This window comes from Blautia wexlerae, from assembly GCF_013300825.1.
In the GTDB taxonomy this organism is placed as follows: Bacteria; Bacillota; Clostridia; order Lachnospirales; family Lachnospiraceae; genus Blautia_A; species Blautia_A wexlerae_B.
The window spans coordinates 45,244-63,267 of sequence record NZ_JAAIMY010000023.1; the positions used below are offsets into that span (position 1 = coordinate 45,244).

The 18,024-nt window shown below is 41.2% G+C and carries 16 protein-coding genes; 4 read left to right on the forward strand and 12 right to left on the reverse strand.

Annotation, left to right across the window (positions count from 1 at the left end; translation table 11 throughout):
- Window positions 1–2: 2 nt before the first annotated feature.
- The 6 genes from recJ to G4417_RS12130 all read right to left on the reverse strand — a co-directional run bounded on the left by recJ (window position 3) and on the right by G4417_RS12130 (window position 7,941).
- Window positions 3–1,715 (reverse strand): single-stranded-DNA-specific exonuclease RecJ, encoded by a 1,713-nt coding sequence (gene recJ / locus G4417_RS12105; RefSeq protein ID WP_173683600.1) that lies wholly within the window; start codon window positions 1,713–1,715, stop codon window positions 3–5.
- 81 nt (window positions 1,716–1,796) lie between these two features.
- Entirely contained in the window at window positions 1,797–4,205 is a 2,409-nt protein-coding gene (secD, locus tag G4417_RS12110) for a protein translocase subunit SecD (protein WP_173683601.1), read from the reverse strand.
- Between the two features lie 111 nt (window positions 4,206–4,316).
- A complete protein-coding gene (gene scfB, locus G4417_RS12115) occupies window positions 4,317–5,684 on the reverse strand; it encodes a thioether cross-link-forming SCIFF peptide maturase (RefSeq protein ID WP_008703733.1) in 1,368 nt (455 codons plus the stop codon).
- An 80-nt stretch (window positions 5,685–5,764) separates the two neighbouring features.
- On the reverse strand, window positions 5,765–5,905 hold the full coding sequence (gene scfA / locus G4417_RS12120) for a six-cysteine ranthipeptide SCIFF (protein ID WP_008703734.1): 141 nt from the start codon (window positions 5,903–5,905) through the stop codon (window positions 5,765–5,767).
- Window positions 5,906–5,978: 73 nt separating this feature from the next.
- The gene (locus G4417_RS12125; protein WP_173683602.1) at window positions 5,979–6,329 is read right to left on the reverse strand and encodes a TIGR04086 family membrane protein; all 351 of its coding nucleotides are present in this window, start codon (window positions 6,327–6,329) and stop codon (window positions 5,979–5,981) included.
- Window positions 6,330–6,378: 49 nt separating this feature from the next.
- Complete coding sequence (locus tag G4417_RS12130) at window positions 6,379–7,941, reverse strand: hypothetical protein (protein WP_173683603.1); 1,563 nt, start codon at window positions 7,939–7,941, stop codon at window positions 6,379–6,381.
- Between the two features lie 325 nt (window positions 7,942–8,266).
- On the opposite strand from G4417_RS12130, the gene G4417_RS12135 reads away from it, so the two are divergent.
- A complete protein-coding gene (locus tag G4417_RS12135) occupies window positions 8,267–9,550 on the forward strand; it encodes an HlyC/CorC family transporter (protein WP_173683605.1) in 1,284 nt (427 codons plus the stop codon).
- A gap of 3 nt (window positions 9,551–9,553) precedes the next feature.
- On the opposite strand, the gene G4417_RS12140 is transcribed toward G4417_RS12135, so the two are convergent.
- Window positions 9,554–10,156 (reverse strand): YdcF family protein, encoded by a 603-nt coding sequence (locus G4417_RS12140; RefSeq protein ID WP_173683606.1) that lies wholly within the window; start codon window positions 10,154–10,156, stop codon window positions 9,554–9,556.
- A 235-nt stretch (window positions 10,157–10,391) separates the two neighbouring features.
- Complete coding sequence (locus G4417_RS12145) at window positions 10,392–11,156, reverse strand: N-acetylmuramoyl-L-alanine amidase (RefSeq protein ID WP_173683607.1); 765 nt, start codon at window positions 11,154–11,156, stop codon at window positions 10,392–10,394.
- A gap of 223 nt (window positions 11,157–11,379) precedes the next feature.
- Between G4417_RS12145 and G4417_RS12150 the strand changes: the two genes are divergently transcribed.
- The 3 genes from G4417_RS12150 to G4417_RS12160 all read left to right on the forward strand — a co-directional run bounded on the left by G4417_RS12150 (window position 11,380) and on the right by G4417_RS12160 (window position 14,276).
- Window positions 11,380–12,414, forward strand: a complete 1,035-nt coding sequence (locus G4417_RS12150; protein WP_173683608.1) for an ABC transporter substrate-binding protein — start codon at window positions 11,380–11,382, stop codon at window positions 12,412–12,414.
- A 147-nt stretch (window positions 12,415–12,561) separates the two neighbouring features.
- The gene (locus G4417_RS12155) at window positions 12,562–13,479 is read left to right on the forward strand and encodes an ABC transporter permease (RefSeq protein WP_173683609.1); all 918 of its coding nucleotides are present in this window, start codon (window positions 12,562–12,564) and stop codon (window positions 13,477–13,479) included.
- 2 nt (window positions 13,480–13,481) lie between these two features.
- Window positions 13,482–14,276 (forward strand): ABC transporter ATP-binding protein, encoded by a 795-nt coding sequence (locus G4417_RS12160; RefSeq protein WP_008703743.1) that lies wholly within the window; start codon window positions 13,482–13,484, stop codon window positions 14,274–14,276.
- A gap of 84 nt (window positions 14,277–14,360) precedes the next feature.
- On the opposite strand, the gene G4417_RS12165 is transcribed toward G4417_RS12160, so the two are convergent.
- The 4 genes from G4417_RS12165 to G4417_RS12180 form a co-directional block, all read right to left on the reverse strand.
- Window positions 14,361–15,305, reverse strand: coding sequence for a DUF5688 family protein (locus G4417_RS12165; RefSeq protein WP_173683610.1), 945 nt, complete (start codon window positions 15,303–15,305; stop codon window positions 14,361–14,363).
- A gap of 174 nt (window positions 15,306–15,479) precedes the next feature.
- A complete protein-coding gene (locus G4417_RS12170) occupies window positions 15,480–15,956 on the reverse strand; it encodes a low molecular weight protein-tyrosine-phosphatase (RefSeq protein WP_008703746.1) in 477 nt (158 codons plus the stop codon).
- 185 nt (window positions 15,957–16,141) lie between these two features.
- Window positions 16,142–17,341: a site-specific integrase gene (locus G4417_RS12175; RefSeq protein WP_066562017.1), complete on the reverse strand. Its 1,200-nt coding sequence runs from the start codon at window positions 17,339–17,341 to the stop codon at window positions 16,142–16,144.
- Between the two features lie 110 nt (window positions 17,342–17,451).
- Window positions 17,452–17,685 carry an excisionase gene (locus G4417_RS12180; protein ID WP_016218019.1) on the reverse strand — a complete coding sequence of 78 codons (234 nt, stop codon included), beginning with the start codon at window positions 17,683–17,685 and terminating at the stop codon, window positions 17,452–17,454.
- Between the last annotated feature and the right edge of the window lie 339 nt (window positions 17,686–18,024).

Below are 18,024 nucleotides of genomic sequence, written 5' to 3' on the forward strand. Positions count from 1 at the left end.
TATTAACAGTAATTTTGAATAATGATCTGAAGGCTCTCTCGTCCCCTGAATCTGTTGATCTCCGGATAATAAGTAACAGAAATACTGTCTTTTTCCCTGATAAAGTTCACAAAATCCTCTGCTTCTCCGAAATAAATGCCTTCCACTGAAATCCCCTGCGGATCGAGAAGTTTTAATTTTACTACATTTTTATTTTTCCCGATAATACCGTGATCAAGCACTCTAAGATTTTTCTGCGCAAAGACCGGTTTTGTATTCCCTTTCCCAAAGGGCTCCAGAAGCGAAATCTGTTCTACCAGTTCTTTTGTAATATAAGACACAGGCATCGGCACATCAATCACGATCTTAGGACGCAATTCTTCGTCCGTCAACGTACAGTTTACATTGAGACGTCTCCGGAATTCTTCTATATTTTTTTCTTCTATAGAAAGACCTGCTGCCATCGGATGACCTCCAAACTGTATCATCAGATCTGCACACTTTACCAGTTCTTCATACATGGAGTAACTTTCTATTGATCTTCCGCTTCCTTTTGCACTTGTCTCACCGCCCGTCAGTACAAAGGCAGGCCTGTGATATTTTTCTCTGATCCTACCCGCTATAATACCAGCAAGACTTTCATGACAATCAGGAAGATAAACTACCAGTACTCTGTCATTTTTCAGCTCTGTAGTCTCTATGATCCGGATTGCCTCTTCTTTTCCTTTCTCAGTGAGAGCTTTTCGGCTCTGATTAAGAGCTGTAAGATCTCCGGCAAGCCTTGCTGCTTCTTCCTTTGTTTTTGCATTGAGAAGTGCAAGAGAACGAGCAGCTGTATCCAGTCTGCCACTGGCATTGATACATGGTCCCAGCACAAATCCGATATGATAAGCTGTGATTTTAGCATCTTCCAGAGAGTTTGCTCGGATCAGTTCCTGCAATCCTTGATTTTTGGTATTTTTCAGACGGTACAGCCCTTCTTTTACCAGAATCCTGTTCTCTCCCTGAAGATCCATAACATCTCCTACTGTTGCAATAGCCGCCAGTTCATAATAATCTTCCAGCTCCTCTGCCGGAACACCAAATCTCTCGTAAAGTGCTGCAATATATTTAAAGGCCACCACTGCCCCACACAGGTTTTTATTCGGGTATGGACAATCATATTGTTTCGGATTCAAAATCGCATCTGCCGGCGGAAGCACCATCTGACGTTCTCCCTTTTCCTCCCTGTAAGGAACCTCATGATGATCTGTAATAATCACTGTCATTCCTTTATCCTTTGCCATCTGGATTTCGGCAGCCGCAGCAATCCCATTATCACAGGTCACGATCGTATCGATCCGGTCTGTTTCTGCTCTTTCTATAAGATGTGCATGAATCCCATATCCGTCTGAAACTCTGTCAGGAATGTAAGTATCCACATCTGCTCCAATCCTTGCGAGACCTTTCATTAAAATGTATGTAGAGGTCACACCATCAATATCATAATCACCAATAATACGGATTTTTGCTTTCTGCGATATTTTTTTCTCCAGGATATCTACAGCTTTTTCCATATCTTTCATCAGCCAGGGAGAAGGAAGCTCTTTTACTGTTCCTGCCAGATACTCTCTTATCTTATCTTCTCCGATCACATCTCTGTTCCTGATCAGTCTCGCAATCACCGGATCAATATGAAACTGTTGACCGATCTGGTTAAAATCTGCTCTTTTTGCTGCTATTACCCATTTTTCCATATATTTTCTCTCCTCATAAAAATATCCCGGAGTTTTACCCCGGGATATTTCTGTCTGCCTGTTTTTCAGACAATTATTGTTTTATTCAGCATCATCATTCTGCTGTTTCTTAGCTGCTTCTTCGGCAGCCAGACGTTCAGCTACTCTTTTTCGGTTTTTCTTCTTTGGCTGAGTCGGATCTTTCTGTGATACATCACGTGCTTTCTTCGGTTTTGAAGAGGACTTTGCGGATGCGGAAGCTACAGCAATTGCCGGCTGTCCTTTTCCTGCAAATTTCTTTTTCATTACATACCACAATGCACCTGTAATACATACAGAAGAATATGCACCGACAAGAACACCAACCATCAGAGGTGCTGCAAATTCACGGATAGAAGAAACACCCATGATATAAAGAACAGCTACCATAACAAAAGTTGTAAAAGAGGTATAAATACTTCTTGTAAGAGTCTGTGTGATACTTGTGTTTACAATTTCTGCCAGTTTTTCTCTGGAACCACTGTGAAGGTTCTCACGTATACGGTCAAAGATGACGATTGTAGCATTGATAGAATAACCTACGATCGTAAGCATACAGGCAATAAATGTATTACCGACAGATACTCTGGCAATGGCATAGAATGCAAGTACAACCAGAACATCATGCAGAAGCGCCAATACCGCACTGCTTGCAAAACGGATGTCTTTAAATCTGAACCAGATATAAAGAAGCATACAGATTGTAGCTACTATAACGGCTACGATCGCATCACGACGCATTTCACTACTTACTGTAGAAGAAATACTTTCTGTGGAAATCGTGCTGTCATCTACACCAAATTTCTCAACCAGTGCACTCTGCAGAGCTTCACGTTCGCTCTGATTCAGAGAACGTGTCTTGATCACAACCTGATTTGTTCCGACTACCTTTGTAGGCTGAACATTTTTATCTCCTGTCACCTCTTCTACAACAGGAGTTACTTCAGAATCAATGGTCTTGATATCCATATCTTCATTAAATGTAACAGTTGTAGAAGTACCGCCTGAGAACTCAAGGCTGTAATTTAACGCTTTGTTTCCTGCATGTGAATTAGCAAACATCGCTGCCGGACCGCAGAGGATTAGGATAATGGAAATAACAAAGAATACTTTCTTCTTTCCAAGGAAATCAACTGCCTTACGTTCTTTTGCAGAACCGTAGAATTTCGGATCACGTACACCAACTGCATAAAGTGCATTTACAATCAGTCTGGATACAACCAGTGCTGTAAACATGGAGATCACGATACCAAGGGCAAGTGTATAAGCAAATCCCTTAACAGTACCTGAACCAAGCCACATCAGCACAAAGGCTGCGATCAGCGTTGTAATATTTCCATCAAAGATTGCAGAGAAAGCTTTGCTGAAACCGGACTTAATAGAATTCCTTACTGAAACTCCTGCGCCGATTTCCTCTCTGATTCGGGCATAAATAATAACATTGGCATCTACCGCCATACCGATACCAAGGATAATACCCGCAATACCCGGAAGAGTAAGAGTAATATCAAAGGCATTCAGTGTGATCAGCATTAATGATGTATAAAGAATCAGTGCAATACCTGCAACTATACCAGGTATGCGGTATGCAATGATCATAAAGATAATAACGATGATCAGACCGATCGCACCTGCAAGAACACTTGTAGAGATTGCTTCTTCACCAAGCTGTGCAGCTACAACACTGGAACGAAGTTCTTCCAGTTCCAGTCCCAGAGAACCGATACGGATATAAGAAGCAAGGTTCTGTGCTTCTTCCAAGTCAGACATTCCGCTGATCTGTGCTTTTCCGCCGGAAATCTCTTCATTTACATTCGGAGCACTGATAATGTTATTGTCATAGACGATAGCGATCTGCTTGCCTACATTATTCTTTGTAGCTTCTGCAAATTTTGTTTTACCACTGTTTTCTCCATCAGAAGTAAGAGTAAGACTTACCACATATTCCTTTGCACTTGTGTTCTGATTCTGGATCGCACCACCCTGGGCATCTGCTACATCAGAACCTTCCAGAACAACACTTCCGGATTCCTTGATTTCATCCATAGTTCTGGAGAGAACATATCCATCCTGTCCTGTAGTAAAGTTCTGGTTTCCGTCAGCATCTTCTTTTGTGATGAAATACAGGGAACCTGGTTTACCCAGATCATTCAGAATAGTATCTGCATCTGTAACACCAGGAATTTCAACTGTAATACGGTCTGATCCTTCCTGGTATACCTGAGCCTCAGTACTGTACTGCTCTACACGCTTCTGAAGCTTGTAGATCGTATCTGACATCTCTTCGCTTGTCGGATTGCTCTCCTTAGCCTGGTAGGTAATGCTGACACCACCGGCAAGATCAAGACCCGTGTTGATATGTTTTGCTGCACCGGTTCCGGTAGGACCGATACCTACGGCTGCAGTAAAGCAAAAGAACACAGTCAGGATCAGTGTCAGAAGCAGCACTACGATTCCTTTACTTTTCTTCATAGTTCTTTTCCCTTCTTGATTTTTTGTCCGCGGTCATGTTCATCCGCCTGCCAGCCATTTTCTGTTATGATAACAGCCGACGGCGGTATCAGTCAGACAGATTCCTGTCCACTAATCACATGCCAGTGCGGCTTTTATCATGATGGCGCACTCCACACGTTTTCTCTGGAGTTCGCATCCGATTTCATAATTGCCTTTGATATCTCCCTGGAAATGGAATGCATTTGCCGCACATCCGCCACTACAGTAGAAACGTGCGAAGCAGTCTTTGCAGTCTTTCTTTGTGTAAACGTTGCATCCGCCGAATTCCTTCTGGATTTCCGGCTTTGTGATACCTTCGTCTACATTTCCCATGAGATACTGTTCTTCACCAACAAACTGGTGACATGGGTAAAAATCACCCCAGGGTGTTACAGCCAGGTACTCTGTTCCTGAACCGCAGCCTGACAGTCTCTTGTATACACAAGGACCACCTGTAAGGTCGATCATAAAATGGAAGAAGTTAAATCCTTTTCCCTCTTTCTCTCTTTTGATCATTTCTTTTGCAAGAGTATCATACTCTTCCATGATCTGGGGGATATCCTCCTCACGGATCGCATATTCCTCCGTATCAGCCGCAACTACAGGCTCTACGGAAATCTGTTTGAATCCAAGATCTGCCAGATGAAGCACATCCTTGGAGAAATCAAGATTATGGTGGGTAAAAGTACCTCTTACATAATACTTGTCCTGATTTCTGGATTCTGCAAACTTCTGGAACTTCGGCATGATCAGATCATAGCTTCCTGCACCTTTTCTGAATGGACGCATGTAGTCATGTACTTCCTTACGTCCGTCCACACTGAGTACAACGTTGCCCATCTCTTTATTGCAGAATTCCATTACTTCATCATTCAGAAGAACTCCGTTTGTTGTTAAAGTGAAACGGAATTTCTTATTGTGAAGCTTTTCCTGCTCTCTGCCATATTTCACCAGGTCTTTTACAACCTGCCAGTTCATCAGCGGCTCGCCGCCAAAGAAATCTACTTCCAGGTTTTTTCTGGAACCGGAGTTCGCGATCAGGAAATCAAGAGCTTTTTTGCCGACTTCATAGGACATAAGAGCTCTTCTGCCATGATATTCGCCTTCTTCGGCAAAACAATAACGGCAGGCCAGATTGCAGTCATGAGCAATGTGCAGGCACAATGCTTTTACAACGGTCTGCCGGTTATTTGAAAATTCTTCAATTACATTCTCATAAACATCTTTTGTAAAAAGCATTCCATCTTCTTTCAGCTTATTACATTCTCTTACAGATGTCTCAATATCTTCTCTGTTATATTTGTTTTCCAGTTTCTCTGCAATAGCTTCTGTGCCAAGGCCCTCTTCCAGATATGGAAGAACCTCATATGTAACCTCATCTACCAGATGGATGCATCCACTATTGATATCCAGTACAATATTAAAGCCATTGCTTTTATAACGGTGAATCAGACTCATTTTACTAAAATCCTTTCTAAGCGTAAGATAAGCAGCGGAATAAAAGTTCCGCTGCTTATCTCATTTCTCCATAGCTGATCTTATTTCTGCTCGCAGCTCTGGTTTCCTACTGTACAGGAAGTTTTACATGCGGACTGGCAGGAAGTCTGGCACTCGCCACATCCACCTTTTTTTACAGTGTTCTGTAAATTCTTTGTATTCAGGGTTTTGATATGTTCCATAACTCTATCCTCCTTATGTAATTATATTCTTGGCATAGTATATCATATATCTTTTCATTTTAAAAGCTTTTTTTTACGACAGCATTCCACCCAGTGTTCCACCGCCTGTGCACATAAAAAATGTTGTAACTGCATGAGCTGCACTCATATCCCAGCCGCCTTTTGCCATAACAGAGACAGTCAACAGTAATACATAGTAAGCCAGACCTGTGATAACACCCCACAGATATTTGTCTTTACGCACAATTTTGCCGGCCATAAAGCCTCCCATAAAACATGCAAGTACATAAATCACGATAATCCCTGCATCTACGGCTGTTTCACCCAATTCAAAAGCAAACAGTACAAAAGCCAAAAACAGCAATGCAACTCCTGTCAATGCATACGAAAACAATAATGATTTTAAAATGGCTCTGACTTTCATTTCTTCCCCTCCTGTTAAACTATATGGGAGAGGAATCTGCGTTATTCTCTTATTTCTTTCTCTTCTTTATAAATATAACTGCTCCTGTGATCAATGCCGCTGCCACAAACAGTATCACAAACGGCATAATGGGCGTTGTGTCCCCTGTATTTACCGCATTGTTATTTTTTACAACTTTGTCTTCTGTTGAACCACCATCCTGTGTTGAAGATGAGGAAGCATTATTGCCATCAGAATTATCATTCATGGATACTGTATTACTCTTTTCAGAATCTGAACTCTGGCTGTCCAAAGAGACCGGTGTAGGAGTTACTGCTTCCGTATTATCTGTATCATCTCCTGTATCAGGACCTACCAACTGCCTGCTTCCTGCAATTCCAAATGGACTGAAGGAATGTGTGCTGAACACCATAATATCATTCTCCACGCTTGGAATAATCGTCTCGGTTGCTCCGTTATCCAGAAGATGTTCAATGGTATATTGATACCCTGATTTCACTGGTACAGTGACACTGATATAATCCCCATTAGGAATCTCATATTCTGTATTGTTTTGAAGATCCCAGAGTTCAAATTCATAGGACTGGAAGATCATCGCATCAGACTCATTGGTAAACTTATAACTGTCACCGCTTGACACTCTGAACTGTACATACCACGGAAGATTAACTCCGCTTACTGTAATACCATTACAGGTATGATTAATCTCAGCTCTCTCTTCTTTTTCTTCGTCCGAAAGAGAATCCTCTGCATCTGTAGGACGGTCATCCTTATTATCCGGAAGAACAGGAACATCGAAAATATTATCTACAGTATCATCCTCATCATCTTTTTTCGCATCTTCCGTATTCTGTGTTACATCATCTGCCGGTTCCAGTTTGCCGACAATTTCTGTATCTTTGTCTGTCTTATCTGTATCAACAGTATTATCTTTGCTATCTGTCTTATCATCTGTCTTGGTCTTGTTGTCTGCCCCGTCATCTTTATTATTTGCATCAGCTCCATCGCCTTTGTCTGCCTGATTATCCTTATCTTCCTTATTATCTGCATCAGGTTTTTCATCAGCGTCAGGTTTTTCTAATGGGGTTTCAGTCATTTCCGGCTTTTTGTCAGTATCATCTGTTGTATCCGGGGTTTCTGTTATATCCGCGTTTTCCGGCTTGCCCGAATTCTCTTTGCCTAAATTATCCGTTTTTTCAGTATTATTATCATCCATAATACTGCTTACCACTACATTAATATAACCGATAACTGTGCCACTCTCCGGATCCCATCCGTCCGCATGGCTTAAATCCTGCCCTTCTGCCGGTATAAGAAGCACCTCACAACTTTGTACGCGCTGAGTCGGAACAAAGCTTCCATCTGCCCATTCAAAAGTTCCGTATTCTGTCGCCGGAAGTCCCACATCAGAAAGTTCTACAGGCTGATCAATCGTAATATTATCCGGAATCAACGAAGCCACAGAATTCTCCTGTGACTCAGCAGCGCTGACCTGTTCTGTTATAATCGGTACATTATTTCCCGCAATCAAAGCTGCTGTCAAAGCTGCAGCTGCAAAAATATTTTTTCCTTTTAATCTGTTTTTTCTTGTTCTGTTTATATTATTGGACATATCGCACCTCTGTTTTATATTCGTCTCTTAGTGTTTACTTGTAATGTTTACTTTCGCATTTACGTAATACAATAGTATTACATATTTATATATTATCAGGCTTTTACTGTTTTGTAAATATTCTGTAATGTTTTTTTTCATTTTAATCTAATGAATTATAACACAAATCTTACTTTTTCGACAGTCCTCTTTTAATTTTTTTTCACACTATCATTGCACTACAAGCTTTTTCTTGATTTTTCATATGAAATCATGTATATTTTGCTTAAATGTTTTATGATATGATTCAATCAATAAGAATAATCAAAAAGGAGTGAAATAAATCTTGGATTCAAGTATTGCTTTTCAGGCGGTAGCGATTCTGATACTGATCGCACTTTCCTCATTTTTTTCTTCTGCGGAAACCGCTATGACAACTGTAAATAAAATTCGGATACAGTCTCTTGCCGAACAGGGAAACAAACGTGCTGTTATTCTGGAAAAAGTAATTTCAGATTCCCCAAAGATGCTCAGCACTGTATTAATTGGAAACAATATTGTAAATATGTCTGTTTCTTCTCTCATGACTACACTCACCATAAAGGTTCTGGGAAACGCATATGTGGGAATCGCAACCGGCATCCTGACTCTGCTAATTCTTATTTTTGGAGAGATTACCCCAAAAAATCTGGCAACGATCCATGCAGAGAAATTATCCCTGACCTACGCAAGAATAATATACGGACTTATGATTCTTCTTACTCCTGTTGTTTTTATCGTAAATAAAATAACAGAAGGTGTACTTATTATTCTGCATGTTGACCCGGACGAAAAGGCAAATGCCATGACTGAGCATGAACTGCGCACCCTTGTCAATGTAGGAGAAAAAGACGGTGTCATCGAAAATGAAGAAAAACAAATGATCTATAATGTGTTCGATTTCGGTGACTCTACTGCAAAAGATGTCATGATTCCCAGAATTGATATGACCTTTATAGATGTTAATTTTTCATATGATGAACTTATGACAGTCTTCAGTGAAGATATGCATACCCGTTTTCCGGTTTATGAGGACAACACGGATAATGTAATCGGCATTATTAATATGAAAGATCTCCTCGTTTATCCGAAAGATAAACCTTTTTCAATCCGTAATATCCTGCGCGAGCCATACTTCACCTATGAATACAAAGCCACAGCAGATCTGATGATTGAAATGCGTAAGGCATCCGTCAATCTGGCAATCGTTCTGGATGAATACGGTGCCACAGCCGGTCTGGTCACACTTGAAGACCTGCTGGAAGAAATCGTAGGTGAAATCCGCGATGAATACGATGAGGATGAAGTCGAAGATATCAAAGAAATCCAGCCTGAAAGAGAATATGTTGTTCAGGGTTCTGCCAAGCTAGATGACATCAACGAAGCGCTCCATATTAGTCTGGAATCTGAGGATTATGATTCTATTGGCGGATATATTATTGAACAGCTTGACTGTCTTCCCAAAGAGAGTCAGTCTGTCACACTTGAAAGTGGCATCCGTCTGGTTGTTGACCGTCTGGACAAAAACAGAATCGAGCTTGTCCACATTTGGCTTCCAGAGAAGAAAACTGAAACAGAAGAACAGCCGTAACTGTCATCTCTCCAGCATCAGTGAAAATTGTTTCACGATTCTGGAGAGTTCTCCCGTAACCGCATCAATTCCTTCTTCGTTCTTTCTCCAGTTTTCTCTGGTGATTCCATCTGCATTCACAGGCACCACATAAAATTCTGTTTCCGGATACAAAAGCTGATAATACATCAGACATCTTCTTGCATGGTAAGATTTGCAGCACAAAATCGCTCTTTCTATTTCCAGTCCTGCATGATCTGTCACCTGTCTGGAATAAATTGCGTTCTCATAAGTAAAAGTTGCCTGGTCTTCTTTCAGGATTTTCTGATCCGGAACTCCGTTTTTTATAAGAACATCCCTGAGGAATTCCCATTCTGTTCCATATTTCTTATCATATACATTGCTTTTTTCAAGAACACCTGAAAACTTTCCATTTATTACGCTGTATTTTCCACTGGGCAGAATCCAGTCTGCCATCCCTTTCTTAAATAATTCTGCTGCTTCTTCTGCCATCTGCGGATAGCCGTTTCCGGGAACAAAAATAATATCAGATTTTTCCGGCTTGTTTTCTGCGAAAATAAATTCTTCTGAACTTTTTAAAAATTTTTCATATACGTCACTTATCATTACTAACTCCTCGTTATCTGTTCTTTTCTACAGCACCTCACAAATAATGCATTTGAGACAGTCCAACAGAATTTTACGCTCTGATAAACCGGAACAATATGCATTATTTACGAGGATTTCCATGGAATTTCTATAGATACAGTGTATCATATTTTTTCTATTAACGTACAACCAAGTTAATTCTTAAAACCATTTTAAACAGGAAATCAGCAGACTTTCAATATTTTTCAGAAGATTATTTTGTCACAATAACCGTACTGTACCCGTCATCCCTCAGTCTCTGCTCCATATTCACCGCATTACCAATCTGCTGATAAGCACCTGTCTGAACTTTATACAGTCCGTTTTCATGCAACATGAAAGAGGGATAACCTTTTTCCAGTAACTGATATAACATACGGTCTGCATTCTCTTTTTTTCTGAACGCTCCAGTCTGCACTCTGTAATAAAGTGGTTCCTGCACCGTTTCCTCATCCAGACTTCCCAGAATCGCATCTGCAATTCCCTGAGCTATATCATCAAACTTGTTATCAAACAGTTTATTATCTTCTTCAGAATTGATAAATCCGGTTTCTATTAAAAGAGCCGGCATCCTGGTTCGTCTGAGGACCACAAGTCCCGGCCTCTCTTTTACACCAATTTCACGAAATCCCACTTCTCCCAGAGCTCCCAGAATATTCTCAGCCATCTGATATTTAATCCCACTTTTATCATAAATCAGAACTTCCGCTCCATTATATTGATTTTCCTTTGGACTGCTGTTTCGGTGAAATGAAATAAAATAATCTACTCCTGCCTGATTTGCAAGCTGTGCCTTCTCAAAGGGTGTCTGATAGACATCACCGGTACGGGTATAAGAGATATCAATCCCTTTATTTCTCAAAATCTCACCTACCGCAAGAGCAAGTTTAAGATTGTCATTCTTTTCCTGTCTTCCCTTATATACAGCTCCCGGATCCTGACCTCCATGTCCGGCATCCAGCATAATCGAATATGCCATGATAACACTCTGCTTTCTTCATACGCTCTTTATACTATATGAATTGAAAATATAATTGTGCATGCCGCTTGACTTTTCCGCATTAAAGCGTTATACTTTAAAACGTCATAGTCGAATAACCCGACGATATTATCCGAATCATTTACCAGTACTGCTTTTCCGGCAGAAAATCATTCGGATTCAGGTAAGTTTCATGTATATTATATTAGGAGGATATATCATTATGAAAAGAAAAGCATTAGCAATCACTCTTGCAGCAGCCATGGCTATGGGAACCTGCGCAGTAACAGCAAGTGCTGCTGACGGAGACAAATATACAATCGGTATCTGTCAGCTTGTACAGCACGAGGCTCTCGACGCTGCGACACAGGGATTCAAAGATGAAGTTACTAAAGAACTGGGCGAAGACGCAGTTACCTTTGACGAACAGAACGCACAGGGAGATTCCAACACCTGTTCCACAATCATTAACAGCTTCGTTTCCAACAATGTTGACCTGATTCTTGCAAATGCAACCCCAGCTCTTCAGGCAGCTGCAGCAGGAACAAGCGATATTCCGATTCTTGGTACTTCTGTTACTGAATACGGTGTTGCGCTTGGACTGGATGATTTCGACGGGACTGTGGGCGGAAATATTTCCGGAACTGCAGACCTTGCTCCCCTTGATCAGCAGGCAGCAATGCTCAATGAACTTTTCCCGGATGCAAAAAATGTAGGTCTTCTCTACTGTTCTGCCGAAGCAAACTCTCAGTATCAGGTAGATACAGTAAAAGCTGAACTTGAAAAACTCGGATATACATGTGAATATTATGCATTCTCTGACTCTAATGATCTCTCTTCTGTTGCTACAACAGCAACTGACGCAAGTGATGTAATTTATGTACCGACAGATAATACAGTTGCTTCCAACACAGAGATCATCAACAACATCTGCCTTCCGGCAAAAGTTCCTGTAATCACAGGCGAAGAAGGTATCTGCAGCGGATGCGGTGTTGCAACACTTTCCATCAGCTATTATGACCTTGGTGTTACAACCGGTAAAATGGCTGTTAAGATTTTAAAAGACGGTGAAGATATTTCCACAATGCCGATCGAATATGCACCAAATTTCACAAAAGAATATAACAAAGATATCTGTGAAGAGCTCGGCATCGAAGTTCCGGATGATTATGTTGCAATCGGCGAAGCTTCTGAAGACACAGACGAAGCTTCTGATGAGACAGCAGAAGATAATGCAACTGAAGAAGCTGCCAAATAAATCCGGTCAGGTAGTTAAAACACTCACACCAACAAGATTTTAGATAACAGTTTATCAAACAGTTATAAAAATTCAATTTATATGCGATCAGCGGGAAAGGTTTGACGCCTCTCTCGCTTTTCACGTCTCAACAGGAGGAAATTACAAATGCAAATTTTAACATTAATCACTGCACTTCCGGGTGCAGTAGCCCAAGGTCTGATCTGGGGAATTATGGCAATCGGTGTTTATATCACTTTCCGTATTCTTGATATTGCAGATCTTACAGTTGATGGCACTATGTGCACCGGTGGTGCAGTGTGTATTATGATGATGCTTTCCGGTCATAATGTCTGGATTTCTATGTTGGCCGCTACTCTCGCCGGAATGCTGGCAGGCCTTGCGACCGGAATTTTTCACACTTTTATGGGAATTCCCGCAATCCTTGCCGGAATCCTGACACAGTTATCTCTGTATTCCGTAAACCTGAAAATCATGGGAAAAGCAAATCAGGCAATCAACGTTGATAAATATAATCTTCTGGTTTCCCTGCGACATATAAAAAATGAATCTCTTTCCAAAAACACAATTTTTATTGTAGCAGTTATGTGTATTCTCCTGATTGCCATTCTTTACTGGTTCTTTGGAACAGAGATTGGCTGTTCCCTTCGCGCAACCGGATGTAACCCAAATATGTCACGCGCCCAGGGTATCAACACAAATATGAATAAAGTTCTCGGACTTATGATTTCCAACGGTCTGGTAGGACTTTCCAGTGCACTCCTTACACAGTATCAGGGATTTGCAGATGTCAACATGGGACGTGGTTCCATCGTTATCGGTCTGGCAGCAGTTATTATTGGTGAGGCAATCTTTGGACGTATTTTCCGCAATTTTGCCCTTCGCCTGTTAGCAGTTATCTTCGGTTCCATTCTGTATTATCTGGTACTTCAGATTGTTATCTGGATGGGTATCGACACTGACCTGTTGAAGATGCTGTCCGCAATCGTAGTTGCTCTCTTCCTTGCATTCCCATACTGGAAAGGCAAATATTTTAATAAACCAGCCAAAAGGGGAGGTAAATAAAAATGCTTGAACTTAAAAATATCTATAAAACCTTTAATCCCGGAACCATTAATGAGAAACGTGCATTAAATGGTCTGAACCTGAAGCTGAATGAAGGCGATTTTGTAACTGTTATCGGAGGAAACGGCGCCGGCAAATCTACTATGCTAAATGCCGTCGCAGGAACCTGGCCGGTTGATGAAGGACAGATTCTTATCGATAATATTGATGTTACAAAACTTTCTGAACACAAACGTGCCACATACCTTGGACGTGTGTTTCAGGATCCAATGACAGGAACTGCTGCAACAATGGGTATCGAAGAAAACCTTGCACTTGCAAAACGCCGCGGAAAATCCCGTCTTCTCCGCTCCGGAATCACTAAAGCAGAGCGCGAAGAATACAAAGAACTCCTGAAAATTCTTGGTCTTGGTCTGGAAGACAGACTGACTTCCAAAGTAGGTCTTCTGTCGGGCGGTCAGAGACAGGCTCTTACTCTCCTGATGGCAACACTTCAGAAACCAAAGCTTCTGCTTCTGGATGAACACACTGCAGCTCTTGATCCAAAAACAGCTGCCAAAGTTCTGGAGATTACAGATATGATCGTAAACCGCGATCACCTTACAACATTGATGATCACACACAACATGAAGGATGCTATTGCACATGGCAATCGTCTGATCATGATGATGGAAGGAAAAATTATTCTGGACATTCAGGGAGAAGAAAAGAAAAAACTGACAGTTAAAAATCTTCTGGATCAGTTTGAAAAAGCAAGCGGAGAAGAGTTCAGCAATGACTCCGCACTATTAGGATAACTGTATAAAATATTTATAACATTTGTGAAATATTTTTATTTGAGAGCACTCCTTTCCTTTACGGAGTGCTCTCATCTTTTTATTTTAATCTTCATCCAGCGAAGTTACACAGATAAATTTATGGGTTTCCCGGTTATACTGATAGATTCTCGATGTCAGATAATCTTCTTTCGGTGTAGCTTCCCTGATGGTATCCCGCAAAACGCATTCCAGATCTTCAGGTTCAACAAATCTGTCATTGTGGATCATTACTTCATGGACACTGGTAAACACCATGTAAAAATCAGAATCCAACATATATGCCAGTTGTTCTGCCACCCCCGGCAAAAATACTGCAACTGCACCGTTTGTTTTCTTTGTTGTACTGAGACAGTTTCCCATAGCATCTTTCTTCAATTCGCACTTATCACCCAAATTCATAAAACTCTCGCCTTCATATTCCGGATTAAAAATCATCTGTTCCCATCTGTAAATTCTTGGCGGACTCATGAAATACGTATTGAGAAGTGCCTCTTTAAACACCTCATCACATTCTTTCCCCCACTGTTCCAGCATTCCCTGTCGGATTTTTGTGCTTGTCACACATCCTTCATATTCCGTAACTTTCATATACAGCACAAGTGCAATATCACCAAGGATTTTATACACCGCATCCTGAAGATCTGCGGCATATTTATCTGCATTCAGCAATCTGATAAACAGGCGGGGTTTTGTCTTCTCATAATCCTTGATCACTCTTGTCTTTTCATAAATATCTGCCTTTTTAATTCGATTCAGGTCATCTGTGATTTCTTTCATAATTTCCTCAAACGGACTGCCATTCTGATAAGATTTAAAAAGTTCCTGTGTATAAAGTCCACAGACCTCCCAGGCATCATCATGCTCTGCAAACTTCACCAGCAGTCTGTCTCCTACAGGCGCAAACCTCCCGCCTTCTTTCTCAAAAGAAATATTTTCCCTCGGAATCCCTGTAGCCTCGTAAATACCAATCTCCAGTTTCTCTACGAATGTTTCATAGTCTTTCTGCATATTCAGTTCCTTTCTTGCTTTGAAAATAATACGGGCAGGATGCCCTGATTTGAATGTTGATACCCCTTCCGGGTAAAAGAAAATAAGGGAGCGAAAGCCCCCTTAAGAGTCGCTGTAGACATAGTATAGAATAGTCCCAGCCATTTGTAAAGTAAATTTCATCGACAATACTTATTACAGTTTCTTTTTATCTTTCAGATATTCCAGAAAAGCCTCACAGCCCTCCACCACATCTGAATATGTGACATCAAATCCACCTGTATACCACGGATCTGCGATATCCCGCGGATCATCACTGTAATCCAGAAGAAGTTTAACCTTGTCCTCTGGATCTGATTTCAATATTCTTAACATATTCTTCAGATTCCAGTGGTCCATACCGAGAATATAATCATATTTATCATAATCTGCCTTCGTTAGTTGAACTGCGCGCTTACCCTTACAATCAATCCCATGCTTAGCAAGCTCCTCTCGCGCCGGAGGATATACCGGATTCCCGATTCCATTCCATATCTCCTCAGTGCTGGTTGCAGCAGATGCGATATAAAACCGGTCTGAAAGACCTTGTTTAGAAACCATGTCTTTAAAAATGAATTCTGCCATTGGTGAGCGGCAGATGTTGCCGTGGCAAACAAATAATACTTTAATCATCTTTTTATATCTCCATTTAAATCTTGTATTTCTTCTCAAACGCTTGATATTTCAGGGTTTTCCGACTTTTGAGTTTTCCTTTCTTTTCAAGGTATCTTCTCAAATCTTCTCGTATTTTCTTGTGTTTTTCCCTGCAATCTTGGTAAATCCGTTGGTAAAGCAAGCGTCCTTACCAACGGGCTTTTTTAACTATTCGCTATCCGATATACTTCTTCCTTTGCATCATCAAAATTCACATGGGTGTAAGTGTTCAAGGTTACACTGATGTCTGCGTGACCCATGATATACTGCAAGGTTTTCGGATTCATCCCGGATTTTGCCATATTAGAGCAAAAGGTGTGCCTGCATACATGAGGGGTAACTTTCGGCATCTGGATACGGTAAATCCTGTTGTATTTCTGAATGATATGCTCCATGTACTTCTCCCAGTGAAGGGCAACCATCGGCATATCGTTTTTATCCAAAAATAAAAATCCAGCGTATCCTTCCACCATCGGTTCAACTTTTGGTGTCTTTCGGTTGGCAATAATTCTGCGAAAACACGCTGCGACAGCTTCCGTCATCGGCACATAGCGAATGCCTTTGTCAGTTTTTGGTTCTTCAATTACATACTGCATCTGTGCAGTACGCTGTAACTGATGGTCTACCTTAATACGCATTTCTCCAAACTCAATCTCCGAAATCGTCAGCCCACAGAACTCTGAAATACGAAGCCCTGTGTGAAAAAGAATATAGATTGCATCATAGTATCTGCTGAAATGCTTATCCTCCTGAATAAACTTCAGCAAATCTCTCTGCTGCTTTCGGGTAATCGCTTCTCTGGTAACAGAATCATTAACAATGACGGATGCCAGCTCAAATTCAAATGGATTTTTGCGAAGCAGGTCATCATCTACTGCCATCTGAAATGCTGGTCTGAGAACTCCCCGGATCGAATGAATGGAACTGTATCCTCGTCCATCAATTTGTTGGAGCTTAATCAACCATGCCTTTGCGTCTGACAAACGCACCTTATCAATTCGCAGATTCCCAAAACTCTCTTTTTTCAGCATATTGATGACCGTTTTATATCCGGCAACCGTATTGTGACGAACTCCTGTTTTCAATGAAACATACTTTTCTACCAGTTCCAAAACAGTATAGTTGCCACCGTTGGTTACGATACGGTCAAACAAATCCGCTTCAATCTGTTTTTCTTTCTCACGCAGGGAAGGCTCCCGCTTCTTCCCTTTTGGCATTGGGTCATTCTTGTCCAAACGCCAACTATATACATTTTTCTCTTTTCCGTCCTCATCAATATAGCGGAACCGATACCTCCCATCTTTACGCTGGTACTCGCCCTCTCGCAAAATCCGATTACGGTTATCTCGTCTTTTCTCACTCATCGTGAACTCTCCTTTCAAAAAAGAGAGCCAGACTTGCGCTCTTATCATAGCACAAATCCAGCTCTCCGCATAGTTATATCATGTGAAATCGGTAAATCTGTCAGCTCTGTTTACACAGCAGTAGCCTGATCCAGATACCTCTCAAATTTCTCACGCTTAATGAGGGCACGATTGCCGTTCATCACATAAAAATCCTCATTGGGATGTGTGTCAATAAGCGTTCTCAATTTTCCTTCGCCGATATGATAATATCTGGCTGCTTCCTCAATGGTAAGCGTATATCTACGCCACACCGGAATATCCGAGTAATTTTTTCCTTCAATATTCATCTTATTATTTGCCATAGGCAGTTATCCTCCATACATGAAAACAGCCAGACAGAGGGTGTCGGCAACGAAGTCCGGCAACGGGCTTCAAAAGACCTTGCAAACAATCTCAATCTGGCGATAGTTACTATTTATATTTTTCTTTTATTTTTCTGTTGTTTTGGTTGTTATAAGGGAGAAAAGCCCGCAGTTATGGGATTTCCCCCGGCAACCGGCTCGGCAACGGGATAGCAACAGGGGGTGCAACGGGCTGTCCTTTTCAGAATGGAAGCTCCATCTGTTCTGCGACCTCCACAAAACCGTCCATCGTTTTTTCAGACGGGTTGCCGGAGTCCGTTGCCGGGTTTTCACGCTCCC